This window comes from Paenibacillus sp. SEL3, from assembly GCF_054602585.1.
This window is the reverse complement of record NZ_CM137725.1, coordinates 3,747,396-3,764,608: the sequence shown is the minus strand read 5'-3', so window position 1 is coordinate 3,764,608 and position 17,213 is coordinate 3,747,396. Positions and strand designations below refer to the sequence as shown.

15 protein-coding genes are annotated in these 17,213 nt (G+C 48.6%); 6 read left to right on the top strand and 9 right to left on the bottom strand.

All coding sequences use genetic code 11. The features are described 5' to 3' along the window. The first annotated feature begins 105 nt into the window (after positions 1-105). A complete protein-coding gene (locus ACYCS5_RS17345; protein ID WP_165148014.1) occupies positions 106-600 on the top strand; it encodes a hypothetical protein in 495 nt (164 codons plus the stop codon). Here ACYCS5_RS17345 and ACYCS5_RS17340 read toward each other — a convergent pair. Both ACYCS5_RS17340 and ACYCS5_RS17335 read right to left on the bottom strand, forming a co-directional pair. Then, complete coding sequence (locus ACYCS5_RS17340; protein ID WP_459759843.1) at positions 584-2,188, bottom strand: NAD(P)H-hydrate dehydratase; 1,605 nt, start codon at positions 2,186-2,188, stop codon at positions 584-586. The genes ACYCS5_RS17345 and ACYCS5_RS17340 overlap by 17 nt on opposite strands. A 33-nt stretch (positions 2,189-2,221) precedes the next feature. Beyond that, a complete protein-coding gene (locus ACYCS5_RS17335; RefSeq protein ID WP_459759842.1) occupies positions 2,222-2,854 on the bottom strand; it encodes an NAD(P)-dependent oxidoreductase in 633 nt (210 codons plus the stop codon). Between the two features lie 274 nt (positions 2,855-3,128). On the opposite strand from ACYCS5_RS17335, the gene ACYCS5_RS17330 reads away from it, so the two are divergent. Together ACYCS5_RS17330 and ACYCS5_RS17325 are read left to right on the top strand one after the other, a co-directional pair. After that, the gene (locus ACYCS5_RS17330; RefSeq protein WP_459759841.1) at positions 3,129-4,094 is read left to right on the top strand and encodes a hypothetical protein; all 966 of its coding nucleotides are present in this window, start codon (positions 3,129-3,131) and stop codon (positions 4,092-4,094) included. A gap of 270 nt (positions 4,095-4,364) precedes the next feature. Continuing rightward, the gene (locus ACYCS5_RS17325) at positions 4,365-5,321 is read left to right on the top strand and encodes an ArsR/SmtB family transcription factor (RefSeq protein ID WP_039270301.1); all 957 of its coding nucleotides are present in this window, start codon (positions 4,365-4,367) and stop codon (positions 5,319-5,321) included. Positions 5,322-5,439: 118 nt separating this feature from the next. Here ACYCS5_RS17325 and ACYCS5_RS17320 read toward each other — a convergent pair whose 3' ends face one another. The 4 genes from ACYCS5_RS17320 to ACYCS5_RS17305 form a co-directional block, all read right to left on the bottom strand. Next, a complete protein-coding gene (locus ACYCS5_RS17320) occupies positions 5,440-6,492 on the bottom strand; it encodes a lactonase family protein (RefSeq protein ID WP_459759840.1) in 1,053 nt (350 codons plus the stop codon). A 219-nt stretch (positions 6,493-6,711) separates the two neighbouring features. Next, positions 6,712-7,914, bottom strand: coding sequence for an MFS transporter (locus ACYCS5_RS17315; protein ID WP_029514730.1), 1,203 nt, complete (start codon positions 7,912-7,914; stop codon positions 6,712-6,714). A 213-nt stretch (positions 7,915-8,127) separates the two neighbouring features. Continuing rightward, positions 8,128-8,646 carry a GyrI-like domain-containing protein gene (locus tag ACYCS5_RS17310; protein ID WP_165148002.1) on the bottom strand — a complete coding sequence of 173 codons (519 nt, stop codon included), beginning with the start codon at positions 8,644-8,646 and terminating at the stop codon, positions 8,128-8,130. A gap of 38 nt (positions 8,647-8,684) precedes the next feature. Beyond that, complete coding sequence (locus tag ACYCS5_RS17305; RefSeq protein WP_340884184.1) at positions 8,685-9,455, bottom strand: AAA family ATPase; 771 nt, start codon at positions 9,453-9,455, stop codon at positions 8,685-8,687. A gap of 212 nt (positions 9,456-9,667) precedes the next feature. Between ACYCS5_RS17305 and mprF the strand changes: the two genes are divergently transcribed. After that, positions 9,668-12,310: a bifunctional lysylphosphatidylglycerol flippase/synthetase MprF gene (gene mprF / locus ACYCS5_RS17300; protein ID WP_459759839.1), complete on the top strand. Its 2,643-nt coding sequence runs from the start codon at positions 9,668-9,670 to the stop codon at positions 12,308-12,310. Between the two features lie 105 nt (positions 12,311-12,415). Here mprF and ACYCS5_RS17295 read toward each other — a convergent pair whose 3' ends face one another. Then, positions 12,416-13,042: a nitroreductase family protein gene (locus tag ACYCS5_RS17295; protein ID WP_069010781.1), complete on the bottom strand. Its 627-nt coding sequence runs from the start codon at positions 13,040-13,042 to the stop codon at positions 12,416-12,418. 236 nt (positions 13,043-13,278) lie between these two features. Between ACYCS5_RS17295 and ACYCS5_RS17290 the strand changes: the two genes are divergently transcribed. Together ACYCS5_RS17290 and ACYCS5_RS17285 are read left to right on the top strand one after the other, a co-directional pair. Next, entirely contained in the window at positions 13,279-13,755 is a 477-nt protein-coding gene (locus ACYCS5_RS17290) for a disulfide oxidoreductase (protein WP_039270297.1), read from the top strand. 167 nt (positions 13,756-13,922) lie between these two features. Next, entirely contained in the window at positions 13,923-14,420 is a 498-nt protein-coding gene (locus tag ACYCS5_RS17285; protein ID WP_459759838.1) for a CcdC family protein, read from the top strand. A gap of 156 nt (positions 14,421-14,576) precedes the next feature. Here the strand turns inward: ACYCS5_RS17285 and ACYCS5_RS17280 are convergent, their stop codons facing one another. Continuing rightward, complete coding sequence (locus ACYCS5_RS17280; protein ID WP_318627649.1) at positions 14,577-15,539, bottom strand: glycoside hydrolase family 26 protein; 963 nt, start codon at positions 15,537-15,539, stop codon at positions 14,577-14,579. Positions 15,540-16,370: 831 nt separating this feature from the next. Beyond that, complete coding sequence (gene map / locus ACYCS5_RS17275; RefSeq protein ID WP_013308498.1) at positions 16,371-17,117, bottom strand: type I methionyl aminopeptidase; 747 nt, start codon at positions 17,115-17,117, stop codon at positions 16,371-16,373. Positions 17,118-17,213: the final 96 nt, after the last annotated feature.

Sequence of the window (17,213 nt, the reverse complement as noted above, 5' to 3'; positions counted from 1 at the left end):
AGCTAACGTAAACTGAAATGTCGTAAACGGTAAGCGGATTGTAATTGAAAATAAATTCCTTGATTGGTTGTGAATACCGAGTGTGATCAGAGGAGGAGTCGCAACATGAGACAGCCTTGGAATGAATTTAATTCCAAAATGCCTTGGCGGATGGAGCTTGGTTGTTATGCGCTGAATAAACTGGCCTGTGGAGGATTGGTTTTTGGTCTCTTATGGGTCTACTGCTATCTGACAGAGGAAGTAATAGGGGTTCCTCTGACTATAGCAGGCAATAGTGGTGAACTGACCGCGCAGCTGTGGGCCTATGGTTTTGCCCTTCCTGCCGCTCTTGTCGCTGATGCGCTATGCGATCTTTTACCCTGGCTTCGCAAGCCCGAGCAGCTCACCCTATACCTCGCTGCAGGATTCAGTGTCTTTCTCCTGCTAGGTTCTTTGATGTCGCCTGCCGGAACGGGCATTTCATGGAGCAACGGCATAGCAGGTGCAGGGATTACACTGCTGTATTATGGAGGAAGGCACTGGCTGAACCGTGAATATGGATTACAGATCATGCTGGCCTTCCTCCTGCCACTGCTGCTATGGCCTATAGGGCTTCAATAATGTCGCCAGCGATCACAGAGGCAGGATGCTGGCGATGACGTGCGGCTGTTTCTCCAGCCGCACCATGCAAATACACGCCAAAAGCTGCTGCCTGCGAAGCATTCAAGCCCTGAGCCAGCAAACCTGCGATGATGCCTGTTAGCACATCGCCCGCACCGCCTGTCGCCATCCCAGCATGGCCTGTGGTATTGACGTAGGCCGCTCCGTCGGGACAAGCGATGACCGTGCGCGCTCCTTTGAGCACCAGCGTGACCCCACGTGTTCGGGCGTACTCCCGGGCATGGGTGATACGGTCACGCTGCACCTCTGCTGTCGGTATGCCCAGCAGACGAGCCATTTCACCGGGGTGCGGCGTCAGTACGACTGCCGCACTTCTCGGCTTCCAAGCCTCTAGCTCAGGCCCCGCCGAGGCTAGGATGTTCAAGGCGTCCGCATCAAGTAGGAGCGGACCGCCGTATTCCTCCCACAGGCGGCGTAGCCAGCCGGTGTCCCCTGCAAAGCGGCCGAGGCCGGGGCCGACGGCCAGCACATCACGTGCCTGCGCGAGCTGTAGCAGCTCGTCTGCGGAGTCGGCGTTCCATTCGCCGTCTCCGCCTGCTGCTGCGGCAGCGAGCATTAGTTCCGGCGCGGCGCCAATGACGCGCGGCAGCAGCGCTTCGGGCACCGCCCACGTGACAAGGCCGCTGCCGATGCGCAGGGCGGCACGTGCGGCCAGCAAGCCCGCGCCGCTCATGCGCAGGCTTCCAGCCGCGACCAGAACGTGGCCGTAGGTGCCCTTGTGTCCATCCGGCACGCGGCTGCGGCTTACATCCACGTCCAGCGCAGCGCGCAGCGTGTCACGGGTCAAGAGCTGCAGCTGCACGCCGCACTCACGGGCAAGGCCGGGTGGAATACCGATGTAGCGTACCACCACATCGCCTGCGGTCCCGGCGCCTGGATATTGGACGAGCCCACGCTTCAAGTAGGCGAGGCATACGGTGACGCGCGCACGAATGCACGGCTCGTGCAGTGCACCTGTGTCGGCGTCAAGGCCGCTAGGCACGTCTACCGACACCAGCGGTACGCCGCTGGCATTGGCCTCGCGGATCAGCGAGGCGTAGGGTTCGCGCGGCGGGCCTTGCGTGCCCGTGCCCAGCAGGGCATCGACGATGCCGGAGGCGCCGCGCAGGTCGAGGGTATCCCGGCCATAGAGGATCACCGGGATACCCAGAGCCGCGATGATATCGCGCTGCGCAGCCGCCTCACCCCGCAGCGTGTCTGGCGGCTCGACGTACACAACGGTGACGCGCAGCCCTGCATCGGTCAGATGACGGGCCGCCACCAGTCCGTCACCACCGTTGTTGCCTTTGCCTACGAGGATATACCAGTGTTCTCGTTCCCGTAAGTCATGTCGTCCTTGACTCCACGTCTCTGTCCGTATAACACCGCCATGTCCCGGTATATCCCCCGGCCCTGTGTGTGAAAGCTTCAATACTTCGTCAGCTACCGCGCGCCCGGCATTTTCCATCAAGGTAAGGGCCGGAATACCCAGCTTGTCAATTGTATAGCGATCCAATTCTCGCATTTCTTCGGCGGTCACCATATACATGCTTTTCGCCTCCCGTATGGCTATCCCTGCTTATTAATATCCAACCGTAAAACGGGAATTGACAAATTCCCCTTCTACTAACTCATCAATCAGGGCTACCGCATAATCTTCGACCGAGATACGGCTATGGCCTAATTCGTCAACCACCAAATGATCCAAACCAATACGGAACTGTCCTGTACGTTTTCCTGCTTCAATCATTCCGGCAGGACTACAATAGGTCCAGTCTACATCCGCAGCGCGGTACAGCTCCAGTGCATCTGCATGGGCAGCCGCCAGCGGCTTCACTTCCTCCGGAAACTCGGCGGTATCCATGAGGCGTTCACCGTTTTCTGTTTTCAGACTTCCCGCTCCACCAACGACAAGTATGCGCTCCGCGCCGGAACGCCGAGTTCCTTCCAGCAAAGAACGAGTCGCTTCGAGCAGTTCTTCCTCTTCTCCAAACTTGGGACCGTATGCGCTAATGATAGCATCGTGCCCTTTGGCCACATCCGTAACAGAATTTGGATTCAGAATATCCGCTTGAACCACTGTCAAATATTCACTTTGCTCTGTCATACGTTGCGGATCGCGCACCGCCGCCGTCACCTCATACTTACGCTTGATAGCTTCCTTTACTAACGCTTTGCCGATTGTTCCTGTTGCCCCGAAAATAATAACCTTCATATTCACTGCCTTCTTCCTGTCTATAATTTACTTACTGTTATTTATCCGTTTTATCTCCAGCTTAAACCCGTGCAGGATATCGATTTGATGTCTCATGATGTTCTGCTGCATTTTCTATATTTTTATTCATGCCGAATCTCCTCTTCCTGCTTGTAATCTTGTCTATTTTACCAAAAAATACTTCATATATCCTGGTCAAAGGTATACAAGCCCTTGAAATGCCTGTGTAGTCTGTGCAATAGTGTAGAAAGAACAATGGAAGGAGGGATTGCGGGTGTCCCCGACGGACTTCGCGGCGTTAGTCGCATATATCTCACCCGGTCTGATCGCCTTCCTGCTGGCGTTGTCTTTGCTGGTATGGCTGTATGTTCACAGTGCAGCCCAGCTTCGAAATTCGCGTCAGCAGCGGCTGGAAGAATTACAGGAATCGCTGCGTATCTATGGACGATTAGCTGGTTGCCTCCAAACCACTACCCAGAACGGGTTCAATAACAGCGAAAAGCAGTACCAGAACGGACTCATCCACGCTCTCCAGGAAGCCAAAGCTGCTCCCTATTTGACCCCTCACCTTCAAGAGCAGGTCCAAGCATCCCTTCGGGAGTGTGATGCGTTCCGCAGAGAATTGCTTCTCAAATCACTGGAGCGTGAAATGAACAAACTTATTGAGGAACGGCGTCTTGTTCTGCTGGAATCTCATGCTCCGGGCTGGGGAACAGCATTGTGGAAGCTATTGCGTCCAGCAGCTGGTCCGCTGGCACTGGCAGGAATTGTCTGGTTGGTCACAAGGCTGGTTGTGGAACTGACAGCCTCCAGCCATGTTGGTGTTAGTCTGCCCGACACTGCACAATCTGCCTCATGGCTCATAGGGTGTACATGGATGAGGTTCGTTTCAGGCTTGATCGCCTTACTGTATGTGTACAGGCTAATGACCCTGCGCAGGCAAAATGATCTGGACGTGACGGCATCCCATTTTCCAACAAGCCTGTTGTGCTTGGTAATCGCCGCTGTCGCCCTGTTTCAATGGATCGGACCGGAAGCGTCTCCCTACATACTGGCTGTTCAGCTTGTGCTGTTCTTGATCGGCTTCCGACTTACCCGAGGCCGCTCTCGCAGTGATCGTCCTTATGTTGGTCATCCCGGCTTGATCAAGGCAGATGCTTCTCAACATCAGGATTTACGCGCAGCAGATAAAGATAAAACGACTGACTCTTCTTTGGCAGAAGAACATATCCGATCCTAAACACCAATGGACATGCCTTTACCCGTATCCTGCCTGCAAATCACATACCATCACAGGACATCCCAACAACAAAGAAAGAGTTTATGGGGTGTCCTGTTTTTTGAACAATTTTTGGATTTTTGTGGGGTTAGGCTTGTGCCAATGATCAAGGAAAGGGTATATTGTTTATATAAATGTAAATCATATCGTTTTATATGTATTATTATTGAAAAAAATCCATATATGTTAAACTACCATCAATTTATGATGTGCGTTAGAATTGGAGGAACTATGCAACTGGACATTTCTGAAAAATCACTTCCCGTTTATGAGGCGCTGGCCAGTGAGGTTCGGCTAAACATGATTGTTCTGCTTGCGGAGAAGCCTATGAATATACGTGAGCTGGCGGAAGCTTTGGGGCTCAGCAGTGCGATTATGACGATGCATGTCAAGAAACTGGAGAGAGCGTCCATTATTTCGACCAAAATGCTGCCCGGACGAGGCGGGGTACAGAAAGTGTGCTCACTGGCAACAGACAAAATTGAAATCGCCATGCCACGCTATCAGCAGGATGTACGGCAATTCCATCAGACAGAGATTTCCGTCGGACACTTTACAGATTTTGAAATACAGGCGACCTGCGGACTGGCTACCGTCGAAAAGATCATTGGTGAATTCGATGAGCCTCGTTCGTTCTTGGACCCTGAGCGCTTCAATTCCAAAATTCTATGGTTCAGCCAAGGATATATGGATTATAAGGTGCCGAATTTCCTACTGTCCAGCCAAAAAGCTGAGGAACTGGAAATTTCGATGGAACTATCATCCGAGGCCCCTTTTACCAATGATAATTGGCCTTCAGATATCACTTTTTTCCTAAATGATGTGAATTTGGGTACATGGACCAGCCCAGGGGATTTCGGGGATAACCGTGGTAAATACACACCTGCATGGTGGCCTGATTTTATCAATCAATATGGTCTCCTCAAAAGACTTCGCGTTACCTCCGAGGGTACCTTTATGGATGGGAAGCAAATTTCTGACGTGACTTTAAGCCAAGTGCTGATTGATCAGAAACAATGGAAATTCCGTATTGCCATATTGGATGATGCCCAGCATGTGGGAGGGGTTACTCTGTTCGGCACCGGATTCGGTAACTACAATCAGGACATCTTGTTCCGTTTGTACTACAAACATGCAGAAAATCATACCAAAACAGTAACGGTAGAAGCTGGCGATAGCAGCAAATAGTTTTAGTCCACTTCAAGACCTGAACACGGCGTTTTGCCCATGCCTTTCATGGGAAACAAAGCGCCGTGTTTTATTTTTCATTCACTTATATCGTACTCTTTTGCCACGTGCTATCCGATTAGCGTACAGGTTCAATACACACAGGTGAAGGAACCTCCAGCACATATCCCGTTCGGGTCAGCCTTCCATCCTCACTATGGATGGCAAAGGATACGAGGTTGTTTCCATCCTGATTCGCCACTACCAGATAACCGGACAGGATGTTGAAGTTACGCGGTGTGCTGCCGAAGGTTTCCACCCATTCAACCGTCTTCAGCTTGCCGCTGTCCAGATCGACATGGTATAGCACGATGCTGTCATGGCCGCGGTTTGACACATACAAAAAGCGTCCACAGGGCGTAATCCGAATATCGGCTGCTGTATTATCTACATTTATAAAGCCTTCTGGCAGTGTGGACAGGCTTTGCAGCAATGTAAGCTCACCATTACGTTCGTTATAACTAAACACAGCGACGGTATTGTTCAACTCATTGGCGACAAAAGCATATGGACGCGAAGGATGAAAAACCAGATGACGCGGTCCAGAACCAGGTGGCAAATCTGTCTCACGATGGGTCACCAGTTTGCCATCCTCTGTCAAACGGTATACCACAATCTGATCCAGCCCCAGATCACATATCAGGGCATACTGTCCTGAAGGATCTGGAATAATCGAATGCGGATGTGCCGCATCCTGACGGTCCTGGCGAATACCTGAGCCGGTATGCTGAACTTGCCCCGACATGTCTCCTAATCCTCCAGCTTCCGTCACAGGGAACACAACGGCATTGCCGCCTGAATAGTTGGAAGCCAGCACATATCGTCCATCGGTTGTTACGGAAACATAGCAAGTATGTGCTCCCTCTGTCCCTTTGCGATCCAAAGGATGTAATTCTCCCGTCTGGGTATTCACCTGATACGCATACAGCTCACCTCCTTCTGTTTCACTGGCAGCATACAGCTTTGTCCCATCCGGGTGTAGCGCGAGAAAAGAAGGCCTCTCCATCCCTTCCACACCTCCAACCATGCGCAGATTACCATGGGTCACATTCAAAGCACATACATATATTCCTCTTTCCTGACGAGACGCATAAGTCCCTGTATAAAATAACTGCTCATTCCGCTCTTCCATCGGCTCTCAGCTCCTTCTAGCTTTTTTTACATATGATCTGGCTTTTAGCTCTACTATTTGTCTTGTTGTAAAACCATCATGCATTATTACCCAAGATTCTGTCGTTTCATTAACGTTTCGCAATGTATGCAAAAAAATAGCCTCCTTCGGCGCCATCTGTGGTTCATAAGAACGTCACAGTTCACACCAAAAGAGACTAAATTTACGACAAGAACAACATTAAACCGCTGTGGTTTGCGTATCTCTGCTATTCCATTTTACAGCCAGCCCCAAACTAAGGATGAGAATGACTGCCCCAAAAATGTATGGCAAATTGATATGCACATCGAACAATTTGCCCGCAAGCGCAGGCCCCAGAATATTACCAATACTCATATAAGCATTGTTCATGCCGGCTGCAACTCCCTGCTCATCCCCCGCCATTTTGGATAAAGCAGTATTAATGGCTGGCCGCAGCAACGACGTAGCGGTAAAGAAGATAAGCGATACCCCGAGTACATAATAAAAGTTGCCGGAGAGCAGCATAAGCACAAGGGAAATCGCTGAAAACAGAAAGGAACCGATAATGACACCTTTTTCGCCAAAACGATTCAACATCGGGCTAATGACCACAGCTTGAATCACGGTTCCGACCAGTGCTCCTACGGTAATAATGATAGCAATATCACGCTCATTGTAATGAAACTTGCCCGTCACGAAGAAAGGAAACATCGTTTCAAAATGCGTCAATCCAAAGGTTAGCGTGAATATCATAATCAGCAGCATAAAGTAAGGCTTGCGGAAAGAAAGGGCAAACTGTTTAATCACATTATCCCGTTTGGCCTTGACATTCCGAAACTTCAACTGTTTCTCCAGCGACAAGGTTTCGGGCAGCATAATCAAGGAAATCAGTGCAGCTACGCCCGATACGGCCGCCGAAACATATAAGGGCGTACGAATCGAGATATCTGCCAGCAAGCCGCCTACACCAGGACCGATCACAAAGCCAAGAGACATGGCGGCACCCAACAACCCCATTCCTCTACCGCGATTGTGGACCGTTGTAATATCAGCAATATAGGCCATCATCGGAGGAATCATAAAAGCTGCTCCTGCACCTCCCAGCAAACGGGAGATATACAGTATGGTTAACGATTCCCCAATCGCAAACAATACAGAAGACGCCGTCATGATTACCAAACCGATAATAATCATTTTTTTACGTCCATATTTATCGGACCATTCTCCCGCTAACGGCGAAAACAGGAATTGGGTTAAGCCAAACACGGCAACCAAATAACCACCCGTTTCACCACTGCCTCCCAAGGAGCTCATAAACTTGGGAAGGATCGGAATAATGAGGCCAATCCCCAGCATGGCAATAAACATATTAATCATCAAAATGACCAGCGGCCCCATTTTCAACTGTTGTGAATCTGACATGTAGCGTTTTGTCCTCCTCAGGTTCTTTATTTCGTATACGAAAATCTTATTTTGTAACCATTCCAGCAAAACTCTTCATTATATTAATAGAGTGTGAGACAAATAACAATCATAAAATACTTCCGATAACCCTGAATCTTTCCTTTGGCAAAACAGCAAAAAGGAACAACCTGAATAGACGATGTTGTCCCTCTCATAGCGATTCATAACCCTTTATTTTTGTACAATAGCAATTGCAATATCATAATCAAATTGCTGAATTTCTGCGGATGGAATATCAAAAGGATTCACGGGCTTAAGCCGATTCGACTCGATCCAATATGCCCCCTCCGTAGTATTACGCTCATAACCATTACGCTCCATCCAAGTAAACAGGTCATCATAAATGGTGTTCAGTCGTTCACGATCTCCCTGAAAACGGGTGACCGCATATTCCCCCTCAGGTATCTCAATGCGTTCAAGGCTATCCGGTATTTCGTTCCAAGAGGACACTTTAACGCCCACCTTGACCGCCATGCTTCCTTTCTCCTGAGCAACTGTCCATTGGGGAGTTAACACATAGCCCGTATCCACGTCCAGACGACCAGGGTGAATCTCTGGAACAGACTGTTGCACCCATTGCCACTGCTTCCGCACCTCATCACCCAGCTCGGCAAAAGGGGCCTGTGCGGTCAGAGCCACCACCTTAAAAGCAGGTAATCGTCGAATGTCCACAATGAGACTTGAATTCATCCTGTTTCCTCCTCATCAAGCGGATGCTACTCTGGTCCCTACGATTCCTGTTGTGGATCTTCGAATAGCTCCTGTATCATCTTTTCCCTGTTATTCAGAAATTGTTTCGTAATGATAAAATGATCGGTTTCCTCCAGCGTCCGGGTGTCGATCCCTTCATGTGTCAGATGATACAAGATGGAATCTGGATAAGCCATCAAAATAGGGGAATGAGTAGAAATGATAAACTGTGAGCCCTGCTGCACCAGCTCGTGAATCCGTGCAAGCATGGCCATCTGGCGCAAAGGCGATAATGCAGCTTCCGGTTCATCCAAAATATACAATCCTTGCCCTCCAAACCGATGCACAAAGGCAGCAAAAAAAGACTCGCCATGCGACTGCTCATGCAGCGATTTACCCCCGTAGGAATCTCGAATCGGTCGCCCTCCTCCTTCTCGATCCAGCTCGTCGATGTGAGTCGCCACATTATAGTAGCTCTCCGCCCGGAAAAAGAAGCCATCCCTTGGCTTTTCTACCCCTCTCACCAGCCGGATATGCTCATACAGTGAGGAATGCGTGGCTTGTGTAGAAAAATTGAAATTTTTAGTTCCTCCCTCTGGATTAAATCCCCACGCGACCGCGATTGCCTCCATAAGCGTCGATTTACCTACGCCATTTTCCCCAATAATATAGGTGACGGAAGGATGAAATTTGAGTTCGTTCCACTGGTGTAAGGCTTTTAAGTTAAACGGATATTGGCTCTTGTCCGCATCTGGAGGCCATATCAGCTCCAGCCGACGTATAAAAAGATTACGGTCCCATATACTCATATCCAAATCAGCTCCATTGCCAAGCAATTCACTAGGTTTTTCATCATTATATTGGAATTATTTACAGCAATCAATCTGAAATCCCATTTCGTAACCCTTCTGTTGTTATTGAAGCGATTATTACAGGTATAATATATAGTAATGTTCATCGGGTATGAAATCTAAGCACCTCATTCCGTGTATATCTCATTCTTTTCCAAGCAGGTGAATCTATGAAATCTAATCACAAACCGATTCAATCTTTTAAAATCGTACAGTTCATAATGACCATCTACAGGCAGCGATTGACACGTATTTTGCTACCGTTGGCTGTACTGGCTTTTATTATATGGGAGGCCGGACGAGAACTAAAAGACTTTAATCTGGCGCGTATGCTTCATGAGCTGCGGCGAATGGATGCCACCTTTCTCATCGAGATTGGCTTGTTCTCACTGGTTGCTGTGGCGGCTATGAGCGCATATGATTACGTAATCAGACATCATTTCAAGCTTCAGGTCAAGCCTGGAACAACATTTCGCTACGCCTGGATCTCCAATACCTTCAATAATGTCTTTGGTTTTGCAGGCTTTACAGGAGCGGGACTTCGCACAGTGCTGTATAAGAAAAGCGGTGTGCCGTTAGGTGTCATCACCTCTGCGGTCGTGTTTCTTTCGCCAGTCGTCATTACCGGACTATCTTTGCTGGCTTGGGGAGCCATTGTTCATCTGTATCCGGTACAGCCTGTACTGGATGCTCACCCGTGGCTTCATTGGGCGCTGTGGGGAATGGCATTGTACCTACCGCTATTCCTGATCATGCAGCGCTCCAAACGGTACTCAACATGGTTCAACAAGGGAGAAGGACAGCTTTCCTGGTCCACCATCTCCGCTTCCATCAGTGCTTCCCTGCTGGAATGGCTGCTGGCTGGCCTTACCTTTGCATGGATCGGCTCGCACTTGCTCCATGAACTGCCGATGCATGCTGTGTTCGGCATTTATGTAATAGCCGCGATTGCCGGGTTGATCAGTCTTGCACCCGGAGGAGTCGGGGCATTCGACATCATTGCCCTGCTCGGGCTGCAAATGGCGGGAGCCAACTCAGATCGGGCACTGGCTGTCCTACTGGTCTTTCGCGTCTTTTATTACATCATCCCGTGGCTCATCGGCTTGGTGTTAGCCGCGCTGGAAATGATTCCGCGTAACGAGCGCCTGAATCAGCTAGCTGAGACGGGTTGGGATTACTCCCTTAATGCCTGGCAGAAGGTATGGGGCTGGCCTGGTCAATTCCGGTTTTTGGCCGATCTAGGGGTATGGGCGCTTGGTAAGCTGGTACTCATCTCCGGCGTGGTGCTTCTTTTGTCGGCAGCTACGCCCGGTCTGTTATATCGGCTTCGTTTTGCTGAGCATTTGCTCAGCCTGCCCGTCATGCGCTTGTCGCATGAAATCTCGGTCATCATCGGAATTATGCTTATCGTCCTGTCCCATGGAATCTCTCTGCGGATTCGCAGAGCATTACGACTGACATTGATACTGCTTCTGACAGGAGCTATTTTCACCTTCACTAAAGGTCTAGATTTTGAAGAAGCTTTATTCCTACTGTTTGTGGCGTTAATGCTATGGATTTCGCGTTCGCGGTTTTATCGGGTCAGTGCGCCGCTGAATCGGCACAACATTTTAATATGGGGTGGATTATCTCTACTCGTAACCGGGGCTTATTTTATCATTGGGGCAGGCTCCAATACTCCCTTTATGCGCCATTTGCATGCCAAGGTCCATCTAGACTTTTTTATGAACCGCAGCGATTACGGAGTTACCGCCGTGTTTAGTCTGATTTTGGCATGGGTATTCCTGACGGTATATTTCTTTCTTCGACCTCAGCGTAGCATCGCTAATCTACCCGACGCGCAGGAGCTGGATAAGCTAAAAGAATTTTTGAAACGGCAGGGTGGTAATCTCGTCTCTCATATGCTTTTTCTGGGCGATAAATATCTGTATTGGACCAAAAATGAACAGGTTGTCATTCCCTACGCTCGTAGCCGGGACAAACTGATTGTATTAGGTGACCCACTCGGTCCAAAAGAACGTGTGAGTGAAGCCATTCAGGAATTTCAGCGGTTCGCAGATCGGTATGCGTTAACGGCTGTATTTTATCAGGCCTCGCCGGAGTATTTGTCCATCTATCACGAGAACGGCTATCGCTTTTTCAAACTGGGCGAGGAAGCACTGGTGCCGCTGGAATCATTTACACTGACGGGCAAAAGCAATCAAGCGCTACGCAGCGCCAAAAACCGTTTTGACCGCGAGGGCTACTCGTTCGAAATCATCCAACCGCCTCTAGAGGCGTCACTGATTGAGGAGATGCGTCAGGTTTCGAATATTTGGCTGGATGGGCGCAAGGAGAAGGGATATTCACTCGGCTGGTTCAAAGAACCCTATCTCCAGTTGGCTCCGATTGCATTGCTAAAGGACTCTGAAGGGAAGGTTATCGCTTTCGCTACGATGGCCCCTGCCTATGATCATGGACGGACGGTTTCCATTGACCTGATGCGCCACTTGCCTGACACGCCAAATGGCACGATGGATTATTTATTCACACGGGTCATTGAGTGGGCCAAGGAGAGTGGGTATACGACATTTAATCTGGGAATGGCACCGCTGTCCCAGGTAGGACAAAGTGAAAAGGCATTGCGCGAGGAAAAGCTGGCTCGACTTGTTTTCCAATACGGGGGACATTTTTACGGCTTTCAGGGGCTTCGGCGCTTTAAGGATAAGTTCAAGCCGCAATGGGAGCCGCGCTATCTGGCCTATCCAGCTTCTGTCTTTCTACCGATCCTGACGCTGGAGCTGGTATATCTCGTATCCAAACGCTCGGACTAAACAAAGGGCTGACAACAGGACTTTAGTAGCCTAACACGATGTGAAAAAGGGTGTTCCCCAACCACGAACGGTTGCTGGAACACCCTTTTATATTCACAAATCTTCTTAGAAGCTGCCTTTTACAACAACTTCAGAGAGTGGAAAACGTCCTGATGGACGTGCTGGCACTTGTGCCTTACCTACACTAATAAGCAGGGTTGGCAGGTAACGCGCTGGAATATTGAATTGCTCGATCAATTGTGCTGGAATGAAACCGCCCATTGCGCAAGTGTCGTAGCCCAGAGATTTAGCAGCCAACATAATATTTTGTGCTGCAAGAGCAGAGTTCAGGATGGCTGCATCGCGAGCTACTTGCGGGTTTTGGTACGCGCCGTTGATTTGACCTACCAATGCGTCACGGATTTCCGCTGGCAGTGCGCCTGCTTCTACCGCCTGATCATAAATGACGGTGTTACGGTTCGCTTCCAAATCACCCAATACGGCAATCGTAACGGAACTTTCCGCTACTTGACCCTGATTGTAGGCGATAGGCAGCAATTTTTGCTTGTCCGCTTCGCTTTCGATAACAAGGAATTTCCAATGTTGAAGGTTCCAAGCGGAAGGGGCTTCTATCGCCGCAGTCAAAATAGCCTCCAAATCTTCCTCTGGCAATTTAAAATCCTTAACATAGCTCTTTACCGCGTGTCTTTCACTAATCGTAGATAGGGTTTCATTTTTTGGACTACTCGACATTCTGGGCACACTCCTAATTTCTTATGATATATATCTAACTTGAATCCTCATTAACTTCCCAAACTACTGCAATTATAAAAATGATAGTTAGTCATGTCAATATGTTTAAGTATGACCCTGCACTCAAAATACAGTACAATACGGATAAAGACATACATATCGGCAGATGCCTGCCGATGGGACAAGACATAATGAGTTCATTTTGTTCTCATTTGAATTAAAAAAGGAGCGTTACTATGATTGGATCGTTTAAAAAAACAGATATTGCTTTGTTTGCCGCCTGGGTTGTAGCTTGTGTGGCAACTTTGGGCAGTCTGTATCTCAGCGAGATTTTGGGGTATGAGCCTTGTAAGCTATGCTGGTTTCAGCGCATTCTGATGTATCCCCTGACCCTTCTACTCGGGATCGCCTATTTTCGAGGGGATTCGGGGATACGCCGTTATGTCATGCCGTTGGCTATCATTGGAGGTGCGATTTCTGCCTATCATTTTACCATTCAGCGCATCCATGCAGCTGCCAAGGCAGCTACGCAAACTTCAACTTCCTGCGGCAGAGTATCCTGTGAACAGGATTACCTAAACTGGTTCGATTTCATCACCATTCCTTTTCTCGCACTAATCGCCTTTATCCTTATTATTGTAGCCATGGGTTATATCATGCGAAAGGAGAAAAAATCAGCTCAGGGAGAGGTACAAGCAACAGAACTCGCATAAGTATGAAAGAGACCCAATTATAGGGCCAGTGTTATCACCAAGAGGCGTATAATCCGCTTGCCGGGGGAGAGACTGTAACTAAATATATCCATTGCATATGTGGTATAATGTGAAAGGTTTGCAGTCTGTCCAATAACGCTTATATTCCTTATAGAGGGGGCCAGTCCATGTTTCATATTAGCACCCCATTGCTGCAATATGGCGCAACCTTCGGTATGATCTTAATCGCTATATCGGCTATTTTCATCCGTATGAAGACAGGTCATCGCCCGATTAATGCCAAAAAAATCATCATCCCTCCGCTCGGCATGAGCACCGGTTTTATGATGTTCGTGGTGCCGGAAGTACGGGTTCCCTGGCTTTGGGCGCTGGGCGCCTTTCTGGTCGGCTGGTTTATTTTTTCTTACCCGTTGATCCGCAGCACCAAATTTGAGTTGCAAGAAGGGCTGGTTTTCGTACAACGCTCACGTACCTTCTTCGTTATCCTATTCAGCCTGCTGATCGTCCGATTGCTACTGCATGAATTTATTCAGCATTACATTACCATTCCGCAGACAGCAGGGCTATTTTTCATCCTAGCCTTCGGCACCTTGTTACACTGGCGGCTCCGTATGTATTTTCAATATCGTCAATTCGTTCCGGACGAGACAGAAGTCCGCATCTGACCAACGGTTTTTTAACATGCTTGCTAGCATATTGCTGTATAGACCAAAAAAGGACACGTTCTCCCAGCCAGGAGGCCGTGCCTTTTTGGTCTTTTCGTCTTTTTAGTCTATCGGAGGCTACATTTCCGTCTTGCCCGAACGCCGGGCGCTAGGCACTTACTGGGAGCTTTCTTTTGTAAACAGCGTGCTGCCGTTTATGTTGTTCTGCGGAGCATAAGCGCCGTCCCAGGTGATAAAGAAGCTTGCTCCAGTGTAGATTTCATTCAGGGCCTTGTTCCAAAGCGAATAATCGAATTCCTTGAGCTGATTATTGTTGCGATCCACATGGTCGCCACCCACGGCTGGTCCAATTTCGCAGAAGCCATAAGTTTTGCCAAGTCCTTTGATGTCATTGTAAGCCATCTTAATTTCATTGTCATTGGACGGATCGTCGCTGTAAGCGTCGATGCCAATCCAGGTGACGTAGCTGGAGCCGGGGTAATAAGCAGCCGCGTTGGCTCCTTTATTTGGAGCATAGACAAAATTGACGTTGGACATGCCATTGGTCGTCACAATGTAATTGTACAGATTGATGTACAGGTTCTTATAGTCCGTCGTGTTCTTGTCTCCCCACCAGAACCAGCCTCCGTTCATTTCATGGAAGGGTCTGTAGTAAACGGGGGATGAGTTAAACTTTTGCAGGCCGTTCACGACGTTGTCAACCTGGGCCTTATAATTTTGCAGCCATGCGGGGCTGGACGAATTGATGGATGAAATGTCTGTATTAGCCAAGATCTCGAAATCGGAATCAGACATCGGGGCGTTTACATTTCCACCCTGGGGATTGGGCATGTGGGTGGAAACGGTGACGATTTTCCCCAAGGCTTGGATGGCGGAGGCGCTATTGGAGGTAATGGAGGCTGCATCGGTTCCCCCCTGGTTCCAGTTCAGCAGATCATAGGAGACGATGTCAGGGTTGTAGGTCCAGACAGGACTGGTGTTTACACTTCCGTCATAGCCCAGGAACATGCCAGTATAGTTGATATTGCTCTCCGCGCCTGCCGTCATTGGTAGCGAGAATAATAATGCAGCCCCGGTCAGGGCGCTGATCAAGCTCTTCGTTTTCTTGAATGAATTCATAATGGTTATCCTCCTGATGTTTATATCTTGCTGTTTGTAATCGCAAGACTTAAGATGTGACCGATATTCCCCTAGGACAATCTGACTCGCAACCTACATGTTTTTCGTTTTAGCGAGTGGATCTCCATCTTCCTAAAGGAATACGTTTTTGTGATCCTCAATTACATCGACATCAAGGAAAAAAGTTGAAATAGTTCTATTAGAGCAAAAAAATAATTCATATAACAATGAACAAACAATTTCTGCAAAATGTGGTAGGGACTAAATGTGTAATAAAGGAAATTTTTTCATTTCATTCTTATGAATTTGTTTTCAAATTATTGTTATTTTTGTACTATATAGAAGATTCATAATCACACACTTAGCGTATCCTAGCGTCCAGAACTAAGCTGATCACTCTGATGGCATAGTGTATATTTCGTTAAAATGGTGGCCTGGCACTCATGAAATGAAAAAAACCGATATTCGCCTTTTGGCCAAAATCGGTTTTTGGAGGTGAAACCATTATTCCCCGCATGTACTGGACCTTTATAGAATGCACGTAGCAAAAGGGACTGTCCTCTGGACAGCCCCCAGGCTGTCGAGAAACCCCCTGTTTTTTAATCAGGTTTAAAATGGCCACTTTGATCAAATAAAAATGGGTCCTCAGATCGTTTTAAATCGATTTTTGTTTTAAAAGTTGAGTTTCCCCAAATAAAAAATAAAGTGCCGGAAAGTCCGTTGGACTTTCTCGACACTCTGGGGACTGTCCTCTGGACAGCCCCTTTTCTGTAATATGTCCAGACCATTCACCACGGTAGTCTGTATGCTTGCGGTGGATGCCTGCTTTTATTATTGCTGGGTCAAAATGATCGGACCCTCTGCTGTAATGGCCAGCGTATGCTCGTATTGCGCAGACAAGCCGCCGTCCAACGTGCGTGCGGTCCAGCCGTCCGCATCAATTTTACTGCGGTATGTGCCTGTGTTGAGCATTGGCTCAATTGTAATGACCATACCCTCTTTTAAGCGTGGTCCACGGTGCGGAGGTCCGTAATGTGGAACCTGCGGTTGCTCATGCATCTCTTCTCCGATGCCGTGCCCAATAAATTCGCGTACGACCGAGAAGCCTTCCGCTTCCGCGTAGGTTTGTATCGCATGGGAAATATCACCGATCCGGTTACCGATAACGGCTTGCTCAATCCCTTTATACAGCGATTCCTTGGTAACATCCAGCAGCTTTTGCGCCTGCTCAGACACATTACCCACCGCATACGACCAAGCGGAATCTGCCAGCCAGCCATTCAGGTTCACAACCATGTCGATCGTCACGATGTCCCCGTCCTTCAACGGTGTCTTATTCGGAAAGCCGTGGCAAATCACATCGTTAGGTGAGCCACAAGTTGCAAACTGGTAGCCGTTATAGCCCTTTTGCTCCGGTGTTGCGCCATGCTTCTTCATAAAGGATTCCGCAAAGGCGTCAATTTCCAGTGTCGTAATGCCCGGCTTGATCATTTTGGCAATTTCCCGGTGGCAAGCAGCCAAAATGTCTCCAGCTTTTTTCATATTTTCAATTTGTTCTTTGGTTTTAATGATAATCATTAAACGGTCTCCTTCTTTTCCGTGTTCGTTCCACTTTTCACTGCTTCTTTTTTCTGCTTCTATTGTAACGCTAAAAGCAGCGAAATGGAACCGATG

Coding starts and splice junctions, on each gene's coding strand:
- ACYCS5_RS17295 (WP_069010781.1), bottom strand. CDS start 13,042: ATGTCGAGTAGTCCAAAAAATGAAACCCTATCTACGATTAGTGAAAGA.
- ACYCS5_RS17290 (WP_039270297.1), top strand. CDS start 13,279: ATGATTGGATCGTTTAAAAAAACAGATATTGCTTTGTTTGCCGCCTGG.
- ACYCS5_RS17315 (WP_029514730.1), bottom strand. CDS start 7,914: ATGTCAGATTCACAACAGTTGAAAATGGGGCCGCTGGTCATTTTGATG.
- mprF (WP_459759839.1), top strand. CDS start 9,668: ATGAAATCTAATCACAAACCGATTCAATCTTTTAAAATCGTACAGTTC.
- ACYCS5_RS17335 (WP_459759842.1), bottom strand. CDS start 2,854: ATGAAGGTTATTATTTTCGGGGCAACAGGAACAATCGGCAAAGCGTTA.
- ACYCS5_RS17325 (WP_039270301.1), top strand. CDS start 4,365: ATGCAACTGGACATTTCTGAAAAATCACTTCCCGTTTATGAGGCGCTG.
- ACYCS5_RS17320 (WP_459759840.1), bottom strand. CDS start 6,492: ATGGAAGAGCGGAATGAGCAGTTATTTTATACAGGGACTTATGCGTCT.
- ACYCS5_RS17345 (WP_165148014.1), top strand. CDS start 106: ATGAGACAGCCTTGGAATGAATTTAATTCCAAAATGCCTTGGCGGATG.
- ACYCS5_RS17280 (WP_318627649.1), bottom strand. CDS start 15,539: ATGAATTCATTCAAGAAAACGAAGAGCTTGATCAGCGCCCTGACCGGG.
- ACYCS5_RS17305 (WP_340884184.1), bottom strand. CDS start 9,455: ATGAGTATATGGGACCGTAATCTTTTTATACGTCGGCTGGAGCTGATA.
- map (WP_013308498.1), bottom strand. CDS start 17,117: ATGATTATCATTAAAACCAAAGAACAAATTGAAAATATGAAAAAAGCT.
- ACYCS5_RS17340 (WP_459759843.1), bottom strand. CDS start 2,188: ATGTATATGGTGACCGCCGAAGAAATGCGAGAATTGGATCGCTATACA.
- ACYCS5_RS17310 (WP_165148002.1), bottom strand. CDS start 8,646: ATGAATTCAAGTCTCATTGTGGACATTCGACGATTACCTGCTTTTAAG.
- ACYCS5_RS17285 (WP_459759838.1), top strand. CDS start 13,923: ATGTTTCATATTAGCACCCCATTGCTGCAATATGGCGCAACCTTCGGT.